The 18,381-nt window shown below is 50.5% G+C and carries 12 protein-coding genes; 8 read left to right on the forward strand and 4 right to left on the reverse strand.

Annotation, left to right across the window (positions count from 1 at the left end; genetic code table 11):
- The first annotated feature begins 32 nt into the window (after positions 1–32).
- A complete protein-coding gene (gene yjeH, locus EOE65_RS09545; protein ID WP_127694092.1) occupies positions 33–1,274 on the forward strand; it encodes an L-methionine/branched-chain amino acid transporter in 1,242 nt (413 codons plus the stop codon).
- A gap of 27 nt (positions 1,275–1,301) precedes the next feature.
- Here yjeH and trmA read toward each other — a convergent pair whose 3' ends face one another.
- Together trmA and EOE65_RS09555 are read right to left on the reverse strand one after the other, a co-directional pair.
- Positions 1,302–2,390: a tRNA (uridine(54)-C5)-methyltransferase TrmA gene (trmA, locus tag EOE65_RS09550; protein WP_127694093.1), complete on the reverse strand. Its 1,089-nt coding sequence runs from the start codon at positions 2,388–2,390 to the stop codon at positions 1,302–1,304.
- Positions 2,391–2,509: 119 nt separating this feature from the next.
- On the reverse strand, positions 2,510–3,730 hold the full coding sequence (locus EOE65_RS09555) for an HDOD domain-containing protein (protein ID WP_127694094.1): 1,221 nt from the start codon (positions 3,728–3,730) through the stop codon (positions 2,510–2,512).
- A gap of 173 nt (positions 3,731–3,903) precedes the next feature.
- On the opposite strand from EOE65_RS09555, the gene metG reads away from it, so the two are divergent.
- The 6 genes from metG to EOE65_RS09585 all read left to right on the forward strand — a co-directional run bounded on the left by metG (position 3,904) and on the right by EOE65_RS09585 (position 12,388).
- Positions 3,904–5,949 (forward strand): methionine--tRNA ligase, encoded by a 2,046-nt coding sequence (metG, locus tag EOE65_RS09560; RefSeq protein ID WP_127694095.1) that lies wholly within the window; start codon positions 3,904–3,906, stop codon positions 5,947–5,949.
- Positions 5,950–6,076: 127 nt separating this feature from the next.
- Positions 6,077–7,018, forward strand: coding sequence for an ABC transporter substrate-binding protein (locus EOE65_RS09565; RefSeq protein ID WP_127694096.1), 942 nt, complete (start codon positions 6,077–6,079; stop codon positions 7,016–7,018).
- A gap of 15 nt (positions 7,019–7,033) precedes the next feature.
- A complete protein-coding gene (locus EOE65_RS09570) occupies positions 7,034–8,626 on the forward strand; it encodes a sensor histidine kinase (RefSeq protein ID WP_127694097.1) in 1,593 nt (530 codons plus the stop codon).
- 8 nt (positions 8,627–8,634) lie between these two features.
- A complete protein-coding gene (locus tag EOE65_RS09575; RefSeq protein ID WP_127694098.1) occupies positions 8,635–10,755 on the forward strand; it encodes a TonB-dependent receptor plug domain-containing protein in 2,121 nt (706 codons plus the stop codon).
- A 24-nt stretch (positions 10,756–10,779) separates the two neighbouring features.
- Entirely contained in the window at positions 10,780–11,592 is an 813-nt protein-coding gene (locus tag EOE65_RS09580) for a citrate synthase family protein (protein ID WP_127694099.1), read from the forward strand.
- On the forward strand, positions 11,576–12,388 hold the full coding sequence (locus tag EOE65_RS09585; protein ID WP_127694100.1) for a citrate synthase family protein: 813 nt from the start codon (positions 11,576–11,578) through the stop codon (positions 12,386–12,388). The genes EOE65_RS09580 and EOE65_RS09585 overlap by 17 nt, the downstream gene beginning before the upstream one ends.
- Positions 12,389–12,390: 2 nt before the next feature.
- Here the strand turns inward: EOE65_RS09585 and EOE65_RS09590 are convergent, their stop codons facing one another.
- Complete coding sequence (locus EOE65_RS09590) at positions 12,391–14,091, reverse strand: thiamine pyrophosphate-binding protein (protein WP_127694101.1); 1,701 nt, start codon at positions 14,089–14,091, stop codon at positions 12,391–12,393.
- Positions 14,092–14,140: 49 nt separating this feature from the next.
- Entirely contained in the window at positions 14,141–16,654 is a 2,514-nt protein-coding gene (locus EOE65_RS09595; protein WP_127694102.1) for an EAL domain-containing protein, read from the reverse strand.
- A gap of 663 nt (positions 16,655–17,317) precedes the next feature.
- Between EOE65_RS09595 and EOE65_RS09600 the strand changes: the two genes are divergently transcribed.
- Positions 17,318–18,334, forward strand: a complete 1,017-nt coding sequence (locus EOE65_RS09600) for an amino acid ABC transporter substrate-binding protein (protein WP_127694103.1) — start codon at positions 17,318–17,320, stop codon at positions 18,332–18,334.
- The last annotated feature ends 47 nt before the right edge of the window (positions 18,335–18,381 follow it).

Consider the following 18,381-nt stretch of genomic DNA (forward strand, 5'->3'; position numbering starts at 1 on the left):
GCGTATTTATGTGAAGACACGAGAAATAAGGGATGACTAGGCTAAAACAAACAATTACCCGCTGGCAAGGGATGGGGCTTATCGCAACAACGCTACTGGGTACTGGCGTTTTTATCTTGCCACAACTCACGTTAGCGGCCGCAGGCGATAAAGCGATACTCGCATGGGGACTGCTGCTATTGGCCATTTTGCCGTTAACACAGGTTTTCGCGCAATTGGGACGACACTTCCCCCATGCCGCAGGCCCCGCTTACTTCGTCGAGCGAGCATTCTCGGCAAAAGCTGGCCGAGTCGTCGGCTTGATGTTTCTCTTTGTGGTACCGCTCGGCGCGCCTGCAGCACTGATGATCACCTTTGAGTTTTTAACGCCCATCGCGCCCCTTAATGAGGGTGAAGAGCTATTCGGACAGCTTCTGCTACTGGGAATCATCTTCATCATCAACCGCCAAGGGATTCAACTCTCCGGCACACTGCAACTGGGCCTAACTATTGCCATCACCGGTGTGGTCATTCTGTTGTTCGTTGCGGTGGTGGCAAGCCCGCCTGCTATTCACCCAAAGCATACCGCTATACCGGGTACCTGGAGTGGCGTTATGGTTGCAGTCAGCATCGCGATTTGGAGCTTTCTAGGTATCGAGACCGCCACGCACCTGAGCGAGGAGTTTCGTGACGTACAGCGCGATTTCATGCCAGCAATGCTCATTGGTGTTGTGCTAGTTGGCCTGATCTATATGGGGTGCACCCATCTTTCCAACTTTGGCCTTGGGCAGCCGCTCGCCATTGTGGGTACCTTCGAGCAACTATTCGGCGGCGTGGGGCGTTGGGTTATCGCTTTGCTTGGATTTATCAGCGGCATCGCAACCGTAAATGTCTACTTTGCGAGCGTGGCGCGTCTTGCCTGGAGCTTCAGTTGCGAAGGCGTCCTCCCGCAGCGGCTTGCAAAGCTCAACAAACATCAAACACCCGAAATGGCACTGATGAGCTTTCTGTTGATCTCGGCGGGTGTACTGCTGCTAAGCCACCTGTTGGCCTTACCCTATACAGCGATGATGCAGTGGGTGAACGGTGTTTTTGTTCTGGTTTACATCGCGAGTATGCTGGCCGCATGGCGTTTACTGCCACAAGCTAACCGGCTGTGGATCACTCTCGGTCTGCTTGCTTGCCTGCTCTTTATCATTAGCTTAGGTGCAGCCATGATCTATGCCGCACTTCTGTTAGCCACAACTGGATTATGGGTATCGCGCCAGCCCAACAAGGCTACACAAGCGTCATAAAAAACGCGGCCATTGCCGCGTTCTTCATTAGCGTTTTGTTAGATAAACGCCACACTCGAGGTGATGGGTATAGGGGAACTGGTCGAACACCGCAAAGCGCTCGACTTTGTGGGTGCGACAGATGGTTTCCAGATTGCTATAAAGCGTGTCAGGGTTACAGCTGATGTAAACAATATTGTCGTACTCTGTCACCTGCTCGATTGTGCCGTCATCAAGGCCTGCGCGCGGTGGGTCAACCAAAACCGTCGAGAACTCACAAGAATCTAACTCAAGCCCTGCCACTTTACGCGTCTCTTTCTTGCCTTGCAGCACAAGCGTGAGGTCTTCTGAAGGCATACGCAGAATATCGAGGTTCTCAATATTATTAGACTCAATATTCTCTTGTGCAGCACGCACTGATGTTTTGGAAATCTCCGTTGCGACAACACGACGGAAATTCTGCGCTAATGGGATCGTAAAGTTGCCATTACCGCAGTAGAACTCAACCAAATCACCGCCTGCATCTTGAGTCACATCAAGCGCCCAGCGGATCATGTCACGGCACACTTCACCGTTTGGTTGGGTGAAGCTATTTTCAACCTGTTTGTAGGTATAGGTGCGCCCGTTGATCTCCATCTTTTCCATAACGAAGTCGCGCTCCAGCACCACTTTCTTTTTACGTGAGCGCCCCACCACATCGATGTTGAAGCGCGAGCGCAGCAGTTGCACTTGCTCTTCCCATGCCTCATCAATCGGACGATGATAAAGCAAACTAACCAACAGCTCGCCAGATAAGGTGCTCAAGAAGTCAATTTGAAACAGCTTAAAACGCAGATCTCTGTTGTCACGAATGACATCCAACAGCTCGAACATCACATTGCGAATCGGTAGCGCCACCATTTCACATTCGTCGAGACGCACTGGATTGCGGTTATCACCCGGCTCAAACATAACGTAGTAAAGATCATCACCATCATGCCAAACACGGAACTCTGCACGTAAGCGGTAATGCTTCTTGGGCGATGCAAACGACTCTATCTGAGGAGGTTCAAACGCTGCAAAGCGAGCTTGGATATCCGCCACTTTTTCTGACAAAAGAGCATCGTATTGATCGGGTCGAATATCGGGAAGCGCCATGGAACAACCTCAAAAGCTTGGTAAATAAGAGAGCGAGGCATTCTAGCAGTACGAAGAAGTGGGTCAACCGCTGTTGCTACGCCGGCACATATTAAACCGGCACAACAGCAGCCGTCGTGTTACTGATACTTGGCAGCCAGTACTTGCCAGTCATTGAGTTTGTGCTCTACACCTAGGCGCTCAAGATACTTGAGCGCTAGCTGGCTGGAGATTTTCGCATCGTAGGCGGAACTAACCGGAGCAAGCAGCGCGTCAGCTACATGCACAGCGGTTAATGGCTGAAACTCATCACTGGCACTGCTGGCAGGGAAATGATGGAACAGTGCCGCTTCAATCACCGCAGGTGGAAGATTCCATAGCCCTAGCAAGTACGCACCCGCTTCGGCGTGGGAAACACCAATGTTCATCTTCTCTACAACGTATAAAGGCTGCTGCATCTCACCGGATAAACCAACAACCTGTCGGTAGCCCTCAGGATCATGATTCGCCAGTAACAACATACCGAAGTCGCTTAAAAGGCCCGCAAGAAACGCTTGCGCCTGAGCATTGCGGTCAGCACCGACCGAGCGGCTGATATCCTGGGCTAGCCGCGCCACCAGCAACGAACGTTGGTGTACTTGTTCAAACGAAAAGCTATCCCAACCATAACCTGATGGCAACGCCTCAAAAAGATGGGATGACAACGCTAAATCACGAATCAAACGTAGCCCCAGAATCGTCACAGCTTCGTTCAAACGATAGATTTGCCTCTCCAAACCAAAGAACGCCGAATTGACCAGCTGAAGAACCTTCGCTGCCATCGCTGGGTCTTGCTCGAGTATCTCAGATATATCGTTCGCGTTAGCGTGGCCAGACATTAATGCCTGATTGAGCTTTTCATAAATAGCAGGCAGCGATGGAAGCCGCTTAATACCACCGATGACGCGTTTGATCTCAGGGCGCTGAATCAGACCAATCACCTTTAGCGCACGCTCAACAGCACAGGAGATCTGCACATCCGTACAATCAAAAGGTAAACACGAGTGTGCCACTTCAGCCACTCGAGCTGTTAGGGTTGGCGAGAGGTTACTCGCTACCACGATACGCACCGCATCAGGGCGCAAACGAATAATCTCGGCGAGCGCTGAGACCGTTTGCTCCGCGTCAGCAGGAATACCGATGATAAGAATGTCATAGTGATACTGCTCAATGCGTTCGAGCAGTTCTTCAGAGGAATCAACGTAATTGACGAACCAGCTATTTAGCTCGGCAACCGTACTGATAGCATCATCCCTAAGTGCAGCTGAGCGACACACCAGAATGCTCTTGTCATGCATTGCTGGTTTCACTTTCGCGTCCATATTGGGTCCACCCCACAATTGGTATCGGGTACGAATTACGAATAGATATCCCACTTTAAAAGCAAGATACCCGCTTAGTCCACTTAAATTTTGTGTTAATTCTGTTCTACATCAACTTAAAAACGTAAACTAGCGAGCCATTGTTTATTCTATTTAGCGACGCCCTGAGAACCATGACTAAAAATACCCGAAAAATCTTAGTGACCAGTGCTTTGCCGTACGCCAACGGGCCAATTCACCTCGGACACTTAGTGGAATATATCCAGACTGATATCTGGGTACGTTTCCAAAAACAACGCGGCCACCAATGCACTTACGTCTGTGCTGATGATGCGCACGGTACCCCAATCATGCTTAAAGCAGACCAGATGGGTATTTCGCCGCAGCAACTGATCGATCAAGTAAGTGCCGAGCACCAGCGTGATTTTTCTGGCTTCATGGTAGGGTTTGATAACTACTACTCGACTCACTCGGACGAAAACCGCGAGTTTGCATCGCTGATCTATACCCGCTTGCGCGACAAAGGCCACATTGCCCAAAAGACCATCACGCAAGCTTATGATCCTGAAAAAGAGATGTTCTTGCCTGACCGCTTTGTCAAAGGTGACTGCCCGAAATGTGGCGCTCAGGATCAATATGGCGACTCCTGCGAAAAATGTGGTGCAACTTACAGCCCAGTTGAACTGAAAAACGCTTACTCTGCCGTATCTGGTGCTAAACCGATTGAGAAAGAGTCTGAGCACTATTTCTTCAAACTAGGTGACTTTGAAGCGTTTTTGCGTAACTGGGTTGATAACCACGTACAAGAGCAGATGATCCACAAGCTCAACGAGTGGTTCGAAGCGGGTCTGCAAAACTGGGATATCTCTCGCGATGCGCCCTACTGGGGTTTCGAGATTCCAGATGCACCGGGTAAGTATTTCTATGTCTGGCTAGACGCGCCGATCGGTTACATGGCTAGCTTTAAGAACTGGTGTGACAACAACGGCGTAAGCTTTGATGAGTACTGGAGCGAAGCATCCGATACCGAGCTATACCACTTTATCGGTAAAGATATCGCGTACTTCCATACCCTGTTTTGGCCCGCCATGTTGGAAGGTGCCGGATTCCGTAAGCCCAATGGCGTTTTCTGCCACGGTTTCTTGACCGTTGATGGGCAGAAGATGTCTAAGTCTCGTGGCACGTTTATCATGGCCGAGACCTACCTCAAGCACTTACGCCCTGAATACTTGCGTTACTACTTTGCAGCCAAGTTAAGCTCTGGCATCGATGATATCGACCTTAACCTCGAAGACTTCCGTATGCGTGTTAACGCGGATCTCGTGAATAAGGTGATCAACATTGCTTCCCGCTGCGCCGGCTTTATCAAGAAGAAGTTTGATGGGCAGCTGAGCTCTCAACTTGTAAACGCCGAGCTCTATAATGAAGCGGTCGCCATGAGCGAGAGTATCGCCACAGCATACGAGAAGCGTGAGTACGGCCGTGCGATGCGCGAAATTATGGCTTTAGCAGATAAGGCTAACCAATATATCGACGCAGCTGAGCCGTGGGTATTGGCCAAACAGGAGGGCAAGGAGCAAGAGGTTCAAGATTGCTGCACAATGGGCATCAACCTGTTCCGCGTTATTGTCTCCTACCTTGCGCCGGTACTTCCGCATGTTGCAGCAGAAGCCGCCGAATTCTTAAACATCGATAGCTTTGCATGGGACGCTATCAACACACCGCTGCTTGATCACAAAGTAAACAAGTTCAAGCCGCTGATGCAGCGTATTGAAGAAGATAAAGTCAACGCGATGATCGAAGATAGCAAAGCGACATTAGCAGCGATGGCCGCCGCAGCACCTGCAGCACCGACAGCCGAGAAAACGCCGCTGCAAGAAACACCGATTGCTGACGAGATCACGTTCGATGATTTTGCCAAAGTCGACCTACGTGTTGCACGTATTGCGAAAGCTGAGCATGTAAAAGGCGCAGATAAGCTATTGCAGCTCACACTGGACCTTGGTGGCGAGACGCGCAACGTTTTTGCGGGTATCAAATCAGCTTATAGCCCAGAAGACCTCGAAGGTAAGCTTACGGTTATGGTGGCAAACCTCGCACCTCGCAAAATGAAATTCGGCATGTCTGAGGGCATGGTGCTAGCAGCAGGCCCTGGTGGCAAAGATCTATGGATTCTTGAACCGCACGATGGCGCTCAGCCAGGCATGCGTATTATGTAATAGCATGAGCCCTCGATACGTGAGTAAAACGTAACGAGGGCTCATTGTAATTATTTAACTTGCCACCCCTGCATTATGATGTAGTTAGTTCTATGCTTGAGGATGTCGTTTAACTTGTGCGCACTTTATGCTGAACTGGAAGTCACCCAAAGAGCAATGTCGATATTGGATTGCCTCAACCTTGTTGTGGGTGGTCGCGTTTTCTGCATCTACGGCTACGGCCTCTGTTCTTGGAGTGCTCTACCCTGATGCTCCTCCCCCCTATCGCCAAGTCTTCTCGCAACTGATTGATGGGATCCGAGATCAGTACTTAGGTATGGTCAAGCTCTACCCGCTCGATACATCAACAGACTCGACCACGTTACAAGCTCAGCTTCGCAATGATGGTGTTGATGCCATCATTACACTCGGCCGCAGCGGCTACACCCAAGCCGAACAACTCACTAGCGAAAGGCCTTTGGTTAGCGGTGCGCTACCGCTGATACCCGGACAAGGTACGGGCGTTAGCCTCATTCCAGATCCAGAAGAACTGTTTGTGCAGCTCAAGCGCTTATCCCCAAATATTCAGCAAGTTCATACCATTTTATCTGAGCAAAGCCGCTGGCTAGAGCCTATTGCTCAGGCGGCAGCTACCCGCCAACGTATCAAGCTAACGATTTATTATGCCTCTGATATTGCGAGCACCTTGGCGCTCTATAAACGCCTACTAACGCATGCTGACCGACTCCGCGATGCATTGTGGCTACCCCCCGACCGGCAAGCAACGAATGAGTCGGTGATCCTGCCAATACTTTTGCAGGAGGCATGGGAGAAACGCCTGATTATTTTTGCGAGCAAACCGTCATTTGTACGGCGTGGCGCACTGTTCTCGTTGTTTCCTGACAACGAACGCACCGGTAGACGGTTGGCTGAATTAGTCGGCAGCCTACAACAAGAGGAAGAGAACCTCGGGATTGAATTTTCTAAATCAGATAAACTCGTTATAAACCAACGCACTGCAGCGCACTTGGGCATCAAGCTAACGCCAGCTCAACTTCGCTCTGTGTATCGAACTTATCCGCAACCGTAGTACTGACGTGATAGCATGAACCAGATGATCAACAACAAGAACTATAGCTTCCGGCGCCAGCTGATGATCTTTTTGATCGCCGCTATCGCGTTACTGTCGCTTGTTAGCTCTACGGTGTCATCTTGGATTGCCCTGCATCAATCCGGCCAAGTACTTGAGAAAAACGCGTTACAAATTGCCGATCACTTCAGTAAGCAAAGCGTGCTCGCCCTGTTGACCCGCAGTGAAGACAATGCCGAATCGGCGCTATCTCAAGTGATGGGTTTTGCCGATGTTACAGGTGGTGCTATCTTCGCCGATACACAGCAAGCACTGTTTGTAAAAGGCGAGATTCAACCCGATCAGGCAAAACTTGCTGACTGGTTATCCTCACCCAAACCTATTATCGCAGTGGATGCGCGTGACTACTGGATTATCACCTCCCCCGTGATTTTGGAGGACGATAGAGAAACCTTTACTGAGTTCGCTCTTTCACAAACTCACACCCAACAGCTGCTTGGGTTCGTTATGATCCAAGTCTCGAAAAGCTCTATCGTGCAGCTGACCCAGCAGCTGTTTTCCTACACGATCGGTATCGGTATCGTATTCGCGCTACTATGTTTGTGGCTATTAAATATCGGCCTGCGCCGGATTATCGATCCAATACGTGCCCTATCAGCGACAATGAAAGCCGCTCAAGACAGCGGAGCCCACACCTATGCAGAGATTAGCGGCCCTCAAGAAGTTCACAGCATAGCTCAAAGCTATAACGCCATGATGGCAGCTCTAGAGGCACAGGAAAAGCGCTTAAAAGAGCTCAACACTAGCTTAGAATCTGAAGTAGAGATCCGTACCAAGGAGCTAACGCACGCGCGCGATACAGCGCTCGTCGCAGTGCGCACTCAGTCTGAGTTTCTAGCGAATATCAGCCATGAACTGCGCACACCGCTTCAAGCGGTCATGGGTTATATTGACCTCGTTGTTGAAGAGTTAAACGAGCAGGGAATGTATGATCAAGTGAGTGATTTAGAGGCATCTCTTAGCGCAGCGAACCGCCTGTTAACACTCATCAACTCGATTCTCGATCTTGCTAAGTGTGAGGCGGGAAAAACCGAGCTCGTCTTAACCGAAACACCTTTGAAACGCCTTATCAAAGAAACTGAAGCGATTATCCGGCCATTAGCGGTTCGCAACAGCAATACACTAACGATTCACTTACCCGATAGTGACAGCATTCTATTGATCGATAAGGAAAAAACGCAGCAGATTTTGCTGAACTTACTGTCGAATGCGTGTAAGTTCACCAAAGCGGGTACTGTTGAGTTACATATTGATTTGCAAGATGAAACGGTTAAATTTGCCGTCTCAGATACCGGTGTCGGTATCGCAGCGGATAAACTCGAGTCTATCTTTGATAAATTCAGTCAAGGTGATGGTAGTGTGAAGCGCCGCTATGGAGGCACAGGACTCGGCTTAGCGATATCCAAACATTTTGCCGAAATGATGAATGGCAGTATTCATGTCAGTAGTGCGCAGGAGCAAGGCTCTCTTTTCACACTGACACTGCCAAAGCAGGTTACCTTTAAAAACTCACTTACAATGGGGTCCTCCGAGGACCAAAAAGGTTAGATATCACCATGTTCCTTCAGAAGCGATACTCAGCTCTCTCACTGGCTCTCGTTGCTAGCGCGTCGGTATACGCCAACAACGCCTATGAAAATGACGAGCTGGGGGGCTACTACGCTGAAGACGAACTTGTCACTATCGCCACCGGAACGCAGCGCTCACTGCGCCAAGCGCCATCATCAGCCAGCGTGATATCCGCCGAGCAGATCCAAGCGATGGGCGTTACCAACCTACGTGAAGTACTTGAGCGCATTCCGGGTCTACACGTTATGCCATCAGACCTGAGCCGTATGGACTCCGTTTACTCCATACGAGGTATTGAGACCGGCTTTAACCCGCAGGTGCTGATTATGATCAATGGCACCGAGATTAAGCAAAACGCCAACGGTGGCCTACCATTCACGTTTCGGATGCCGGTGAGCAATATCAGCCGTATTGAAGTCATTCGCGGACCTGGCTCGGCGGTCTACGGTGCCGACGCATTCAGCGGCGCGATCAATATCCACACGAATACTGCGGCGGAAAACCTAACGGGCGCAGCGGGCGTCCGGCACGGTGCATTCAACAGCACCGATGTCTGGGCACGCAAAGGCTACATGGGTGAACAAATGAGTGCCTCCATCGCGTTTGAGCTACAGCGCTCGGATGGCGATGATTCTCGTATGGCAACCCGCGATACCCAGAGCGATCTAGATGCTCTGTTCGATACCGACGCATCATTAGCGCCCGGTGCATTTGCCACACGCTACGATACAGGCACGGTACAACTTGATCTTGATTGGGGCGCTTGGCAGTTCTCTAACTGGTATTGGCGCCAATCCAATGGCGGTCTTGGGCAAGGTGGCGCGCTTGCATTGGATCATGATGGTTATCAAGATGCCAGCCAGTGGTTATCTCAGCTGAACTACCAAACAGAGCTCAGCAAACACTTACATTTCGAAGCGAAAGGCTCGTTTGTTCGAACTGATAGCGATAGCTTTTTTAACCTCTTTCCTTCGGGTGCCGTTTTACCTATCGGCCCAGATGGCAACGCTTTTTCCGCACCTACTACGCAGGTTATCCGTTTTCCCCACGGCTATATCGGCAACCCTAAGTCGCGTTCAGAGACACTCAACATCGACGCGATTCTTGGCTACCAAGGTATCGAAAACCACGCTCTTCGCCTTGGTGCAGGCTGGAGTAAAGATCGGGTAAAAACCAAAGAGTATAAAAACTATGGTCCCGGCGTTATCGGCACGCCGGGGTTTGGCAGTGACCAACTGACGGATGTCAGCGACTCTGCGAATGTTTATTTAAATAACCAGGCAAGCCAGTCATTTTATCTATCTGCGCAGGATGAGTGGCAAATAAGCAATGATGTCGCTTTCACAACCGGATTACGCTGGGATCATTATGATGACTTTGGCTCCTCGCTTAATCCACGTATGGCATTAATTTGGGAAACATCTCATAACTTAACATCAAAACTTCTATACGGTACTGCGTTCCGAGCGCCAACTTTCAGTGAGCAGTACCTAATGAACAACCCCGCGCTTATCGGCAACCCCGACTTAAAACCTGAAGAGATCGAAACATTAGAGCTCGCGTTTGACTATCGGCCCAGTTTCTCGACAGATTTCAAACTAAACCTGTTCCGCTATCGAGCAACAGGCCTTATTGCTACCGTTCCTAACGGCAGCCAACGCGTTTATCAAAACAGCAGAGATCAAGATGGTTATGGCGCTGAGCTCGAGGCAACATGGCGCGTTAATAGTAAGCTCTACGCCTACGCCAACTACGCATATCAACATGCTAGCGATGCGAACGCGGATAAACGCATTGCCCGCGTACCATCACACACCACCTATCTGGACCTTCGCTATACACCTGATAACAGCTGGACAATATCAGCACAGCACTACTGGGTGGGTTCACGATATCGCGAGATGGGCGACCAACGCAGCCGCATCGATGACTACCACTGGGTAAACGCAAAACTATCGAAAACGATGATGCAGGGGCAGCTAACCGTTTCGTTAATTGCCAAGAACCTGTTTGATAGCAGTGCAGCAGAACCCGCATCGGCACAAATAGCGGATGATTATGCCCTTGAAAGCCGCAGCCTTTGGGCACAGGTCGAGATGCGCTTTTAAACAAAAAACGGAGCACAAGCGGTGATGAAGAATGTTAATGAAGCGCGCCGCGACGAGCACTTTGCGGAACAGATCTCCACTGCCATCTGGCATGAAAAGCCCAGCGATGATAATCCGTTTATCTCACGAGAGTCGCGATGCCACGGGTATGAGCACCTGGCACTGATGCAGCAGAAAAGCTTTGCCGAGGTGATCTTTCTGCTGTTTCGCGCAGAACTCCCTACTCAAGATGAGCACACGCTCTTTAACGAACTCCTGATCGCACTTATTCATCCCGGCCCCCGCCACAACGCAACCCGTGCAGCCATGAACGCAGCCGTCAGTAAAACACATAGCAGCCATATACTACCGCTCGCATTGCAAGTTCTCGGCGGTCAATGGCAAGGAAGCGAAGAGGTGTTTTTAGCGGCCAAATTTCTCTTAAAGTCACAAGGTCAAGCGCCCGAAGACTTTACGATCGATACCCCAGCAGAGCTAACCACCGACAATACCAAGCCCGAACTACAACTAGCACCGGGCTTTGGGAGCCTCTATGGGACACGTGATACCTACACGCATCAACTCGCTGATAGACTGCTAGCATTACCACAAGCTGGGAAAACGCTGCAGTGGGGACAGCAGCTCATCACTGCACAAGCGAATGAGCGTATCGGCTGGCGAATTTCTGGGCTGACCGCAGCCTGCTTGATAGACCTTGGCTTTTCACCCTATCAAGCAGAGCTGATTTTCCAGATCGCCAGCGCGCCCGGTATTGCTGCACAGGCAGCCGAGAAGGCCGACCAACCCATTACCGCAATGCCTTTTCTTAACGACAAAGACTATGCCATCAAAACCTGAACTGCACTTTGCTGAGTGGTTAGCACGCCGCACTCAAATCACCAGCCATAAAGGTGGTTGGCGCATCGGCGATGCGGTCTACAACCAAGGCTTGTCGCTTTTGGATGATGTGGTTGGCTCGTGGTCTTGGGTTGAGCTGTTACTGTTTAACTTAACCGGTAGACGCCCCGCCCCCGCGCTTTTAAAGTGGGTAGAGTGGAGCTTTATCTGTGTCAGCTGGCCTGATGCAAGAATTTGGTGTAACCAAGTGGCCGCGCTAGGAGCGAGTTCGCAAGCAAGCGGTGTAGCCAGCACATCGGCCGGTATCCTTGCTGCAGAGTCGAAGCTCTATGGGCCCGGCGTTTTGCCGAGCTGTTACACGCTGCTGAGCCAGTTGGTTGCGCAATCGCGGAGCGGCGAATCAATCGCTGACATGGTCGCGTCCAAGCAAAAGCTACCCGGGTTTACCCGCCCAATAGCACTGGGAGATGAGCGCGTTAAAGCGATGCAAGCTGCCAGCCTTGAACTGGGCTTCAAACCCGGTGAGTTTGAACGCACAGCCATAGCAATCAGTGACTACATCAGCGACAGCACCGGCGAGAGCCTTAACTTCGGCGGCTACATCGTGGCATTTCTGGCCGACCAAGGCTTCTCTTGCAGGGAGATAACTGAGCTCTACACCTATTCTATCGCGGTCGGCGCCCTAACCTGCTATACCGACGTGCGTAATGATATTCCGGGGGGATTTCTGCCGTTACGCTGCGAGGACATTCGGTATGAAGGCCCAGCAGATCGCGAACTGCCCAAATCTCAGTGACGTCACTCTACCGCCGTAAGCCCTTTGACGCGCTCCCCCATCGGCGGCATAGCGCTTGAGTCTATTTGAACATCGAGAACCGTTGGGCCCTCCTTCGACAATAGCGCTTCAATATCAAGCGTCTGTAACGCGATCACACTGCTCACGCGCATCGCTCTCACCCCCATCGCCTCAGCGAGCGCTGCGTAATTCACTCGCGGTAGCTCAAAGCCGCCGCGCTCAGCGCCCCCCATGCGCTGGCCATGCATCACCATGCCCAACACGCTATCATTCAGAATAATCATCAACAATGGCAATTGATATTGCTGCGCAACCGTAATCTCTTGTCCCGCCATCAAATAGCTTCCATCACCCGTGATACACACATGAGGTACATTCGGATTAGCGAACGCAGAGCCTATCGCGCTGCCGATGCCCCAGGTCATCGATCCAAACCCCATGGCGATTCGATAGCGATTGGAGGCCTCAGCGCGCTGAAAATAGTGCGTCGCCCAAGCCCAAGCATTGCCTGCATCCACATGAACGCGGGCCTCTTGAGGCAGACGATTAGCAAGCCATGAAAAAAGCGCCTGAGGTAGCACTGGCACATGCTGCACCGCTTTTGAGTACGGGTTTACCTGAGCCGCTTGCTCCTGCCCGGGCCCCAACCAGCGATATCCATCGGCACGCAGCGCATCCACATGCTCAATCAGCACAGGCATTAACGCCTCGTAATCCGCTAAGAGGTGTAGGCGTGCCATGGGCGATTGCACGAAGTTTCCAGAGTTCGCATCGATATGCACAACTTTATCGTTGAGAAGGTGCGGCGACCATGCATTAGTACTTAGCTCACAAAAGCGAGTGCCAAAACAGAGCAATAGGTCATAATGCCCGCCCTGAATAAACGCCCGAGCACTGGTATGGCCAGCAAAACCATAAACGCCCACAAACCGCGAAGAACACTCGTTGACCTGCCCCTTAGCAGCTGGCGCACATAACACAGCCGCGTTCAACCGCTCGGCAAGCGATTCCAGCCAAGCGCCCTCGCCGTCATAATCAGCACCCACTAAAATAGCTACACGCTGCGCACGCTTGAGCTCCGACTGCAGTTGCGCAACACCAGCGAGATCAACCCGAGAGAAACTACGCTCAAGCACATTACTCACCGACAGTGTTGGGATATGCTCGCAGGTTTGCGCCAAGATATCCGACGGAATACTGATATGCACCGGACCGCGGGGTATAGTTTGCGCCGTATTGATTGCTTGGATCAGCTTACTAACGAGCTGTGAGGGGTGTGAAACGAGGGTCGTAAACTTGGTGCAGTTGCCCATCATCGATACCACATCGACACCATTACGCGAGCTATCTTGTAGGGACTGCTTGGCAAACTTCGCTAAAGGCGTCTGAGCGGTGATAACCAGCATAGGGACGCGATCAACAAACGCACTCGCTACTCCCGTCATCAGATTCGTAATACCAGGCCCCGTCGTTGCGCAGCAAACACCAAAGTGCCCCCGCTCCCGCGCATAGCCATCAGCCATGAAGGCGGCACCTGACTCATGCCGTGATACCACAATCTGCATCTCACCACGCTTTTGTGCCCGCAGCACGGCGTTAAAGAACGGCTCTATTGAGCCTCCAGGCACACCAAACACGCGATCGATATTCAACTGGCGCAGAAAATCAATCACCACATCAGCAAAGGTGAAGCTATCACTCATTCAGTTCACTCCCTACTCGGCAATGAGGAGATAGCCAAGCGTTAGCGCTTTATAAAAAGTCGGGAAACACCGGTTCGGTCGCCATCTCAGCCAATAGATCATCTATCGCCATCGGTTTCCCTAAGAAAAAGCCCTGTGCGTAATCAACATTGATCTCTCGCAGTAGGTTTAGCGTGTCGCTATCCTCAACAAATTCCGCAACGGTGGACTTACCAAGGGCGGCAGCAACCTCTCGAATCGCTTTAACCAAGGCAAGATCAATACGGCTAGAGGTCAGCTCACGGATAAATGAGCCGTCGATCTTAACCGTATCAGCTGGCAGGTTTTTCAGGTATGCGAATGTACTAAAACCCGTGCCAAAATCATCGATCGAGAAGCCACACCCCATTTGTGACAATTGACCCACCATGGTTTGCGTGACAGACAAATTGGATAAGCTAGCGCTCTCGGTAATCTCAAAAATGATCCGCTTCGGATCCACATTGTGCTCCGTCAGCATCTGCCGTACCCATGGCACAACAGAATCATTACGAAACGCCTGCGCCGACAGGTTGATCGCGATACGCTTCAGCTCTGGGTGGTCTGCCAACATCTTGAACGCTTTAGCAATCACGTGCTGATCAAGTAACGCCACATCCTCAAAACGCTCCAACGCAGGTATGAAGTCGCCCGGATAGATAATCTGATCATCGATCATAAGACGCACCAATGCTTCATAATAGGACACTTGATTGGTGGGTATATGATAGATCGGCTGAAAGTGCAGCACTAAGTCGTCATTCGCTATCGCATTTTTGACGGTATGTAGCCACTTCATCGAGCTGCGGATGTCGCCAGCCTCTTGGTCCTCGTCGGTGTAGACATGAACACAGTTGCGGCCGTGGTTTTTGGCGATATAAAGCGCTATATCCGCCTGCTGTAGATACACTTGTGGTTTTGCAACATGGCCATTGATCGCTGTAATACCGATACTACAGCTGATCTTAAACACTTGATCTTCAAAACGATACGGGTCGTCTGATAGTAGCTTACACAAGTTGCGGGCCGTGGCGGCGGCCTCTTCCAGCGTGGTATCGATAAGCAGCGCCGTAAACTCGTCGCCGCCGATACGGCACAGCCGGTCTGTCTCACGTAGGCGTTGTTGTAGCTTCTCTGCCACCTCTTTGAGTACTAAGTCACCTTGATTGTGGCCTTGGGTATCGTTGATCGCTTTAAAGTGGTCAAGATCAATATATAAAAGGCAGTGATGCGAGCCGTAACGATACGACAAAGCCGCCAAGCGTTTCAGCTCACTATCAAAGAAGTGCCGATTGTAGAGCCCAGTCAAGGAGTCGTGCATGGCAAGGTGCTCTAAACGCTGCTCTGCGCGTTTACGCGCTGATATATCATCCATTGCAACAGAAAGCTTAAGTTTATTCTCTGGCTGATGGCTGATTTGGCTCAGGCGAGCCTCAACCCAAATTCCCTGTCCATACTGATCGCGCAGCTTAAACTCCAACGTCTCACGTGCTTGATCCGTATGATAGATACGGTGTATGGCTTCCTCGAGTGAGATGCCTTGTACGAACGAGTCGCGCATCGTGAAGGAAACTAACCGTTTCCCAAGCGATAACGCTTCACTTAAACCGGTCAAGCGCAGCCACGCTTGGTTCACAAAGGAGATACGGCCGTTTTCATCGAGCTCAAGCACCGCTGTCGATAGGTTATCCAGTATCGCTTGATGCTCCAATGTCTGCGAGGCCAACGCGTGTTCATTGAGCTTTAGCGTTTCAATCGTCTCAACAAATTGCTGATTACTCACCAGAAAGTCTTCGCGCCGCGCGGCAATCTCACACACTTTACGCAGTTGCTCGGTTCGAAACGGCTTACTGATAAAGTCACACGCCCCTTGCAACATAAGCTCTTCAGCGAGATCTGCCGAGCCATGAGCCGTCATAATGACAATGCTTTGCTCTGGCTTTTCAGCCAAAATCTCACGCATAACTTCAGGACCAGACATACCGGGTAACATGACATCTAACAAGATAATCGGGTGTTTTTTATCACGCCACAGCTCAAGCCCAGAGAGCCCATCCGGCGCGATATCCACAGAAAAGCGCGTGCGTAAGATTCGCTCAATCAGGCTGGCCGTTTCCTCGGCATCTTCTATCGCTAAGACGGCAGGTGCCTGCTTCTGCGGTAGAAGAGAAAGATCTTGTTCGAGGTAATCTTTGAGACGATGAAATTGGGCAAAGGGGATGAGCGCATCAACATCGAACTCACGAGCGGTCGTTTCTGCGATGCGCTTGCACCACGTCGACGTGACCACAAAGAATGGCGTCGCCGCAGCACAGTTAAATACACCTGAGCGCACCATGCGCACCAAACGCCAGCCGTCAATTTCGTCTAAATCAATATCACTGACAATACAGGCGATTTCCGCTTTTTTGAGCAAAGCAGCTGCCTCAGCTCCATCGCTCGCATCGACCACTTCATAGCGGTCTAAGCTCTCGATAAACTGTGCAAGCACGTCACGGCGTTCAGCGTCGCCGTGAATAAGTAAAAGCTGAGGCAAACCCTTCATCAACACAACAGCCCTTCATTCGTTACTACCACTAGCCACCTCTACAGACAGCCTCTCTATACGAACTGTGTAAGGAGCAGTGACTCTGATCCATACATCGGTAACGCTGTTAAATTACGTCTCGCCAGCGATTTGTTTTAAACAAAATCTAGCTAACGATCGGAGTATAATCCAATACTGCATTTAGTTTACATATATTTAAAACAATTGTTTAAATAAATCATACCATTACTGCAATGCAGTTAAAGTAAACACAAACAGTATCCTGAGCTGCGCAAAAAACGCAGGGGCATAAAAAATTGTCGTCAGCACATTTGCTTTCCTTCGTTTCAAAGCAGACTTCGTTACAGCAAAAATAACTCACGTAAATCAAACAAATATCACATTTTTTTAACGCTTCAGATAAAACACGTACGTACTTTCCCTTACGTATTATTCGCATTGAAAAATCGTTTCTTTTTTGAAACTCTACTTCAGTAGTAGTCCAAAGACACTGACCATTTTTTGCTCAGTCAGCGGACCACTTGGATAACAGTAGAAATCGAAATTGGAAGTACACAGCGGTGCTGGCACATATGTGAGTCAGATATCGCTCCCAGCCACTCAACGTGGCCCGACAGAACACAATAACAACAACTTCTCTGACCCTGGGGGTTTATTCCGATGATAAAAAGAAGCTTGATCACTGCTACAATCCTGTCAGCTGCCACTTCTGGCCATGTGCTTGCAGACGTTACTCTGGACGCTGTGAAAGCGCGCGGAGTTTTACAATGTGGCGTCAGTACAGGTCTACCGGGCTTTTCTAACCCGGACGACAAGGGCAACTGGAAAGGCTTAGATGTTGATATGTGCCGCGCCGTTGCTGCTGCAGTGCTTGGCGACGCAACGAAGGTGAAGTACATCCCACTCACGGCAAAAGAGCGCTTTACTGCACTTCAATCTGGCGAAATTGATCTCCTGCCACGAAACACAACCTGGACGCAAACGCGAGACACTCAACTAGGCCTAAACTTTGCCGGCGTTAACTACTACGACGGGCAAGGCTTCATGGTCTCAAAAGACTTGGGGGTAAAAAGCGCCAAAGAACTAGATGGTGCTGCGGTTTGTATTCAGGCAGGTACAACCACTGAACTTAACCTAGCTGACTACTTCCGCCTCAATGGTATGAGCTATGCACCAGTGGTATTCGATACGTCAGATCAGACGGTTAAAGGATTCGAAGCTGGCCGCTGTGACGTGTTAACGTCAGACCAATCTCAGCTATATGCATTGCGTATTAAGCTCGAGAAACCAGATTCAGCCATGGTACTTCCAGAAGTCATCTCTAAAGAGCCGCTAGGCCCTGTTGTTCGTCAAGGTGACGACCAGTGGTTCAATATTGTTAAGTGGACACATAACGCGCTCTTAAATGCAGAAGAGCTAGGTGTGACCTCTGCCAATGTAGACGAGATGAAAAAGTCGAAGAACCCGAATGTTCGACGCCTCATCGGCTTGGAAGGGCCAAAGGGTAAAGGTCTAGGCCTCAATGATGACTGGGCATACCAAGTCATTAAGCAGATTGGTAACTATGGTGAGTCTTTTGACCGTAACGTCGGTGCAGGTTCTCCGTTGAAGGTTAACCGTGGTATCAACGCACTATGGACTGATGGCGGTCTGCAATACGCTCCACCAATGCGTTAATCATCTGAACCGCTTAGCCCTCACTGTGCTAAGCGGTTCATCTTTGA

This window comes from Neptunomonas marina, assembly GCF_004005935.1.
GTDB lineage: Bacteria > Pseudomonadota > Gammaproteobacteria > Pseudomonadales > Balneatricaceae > Neptunomonas > Neptunomonas marina.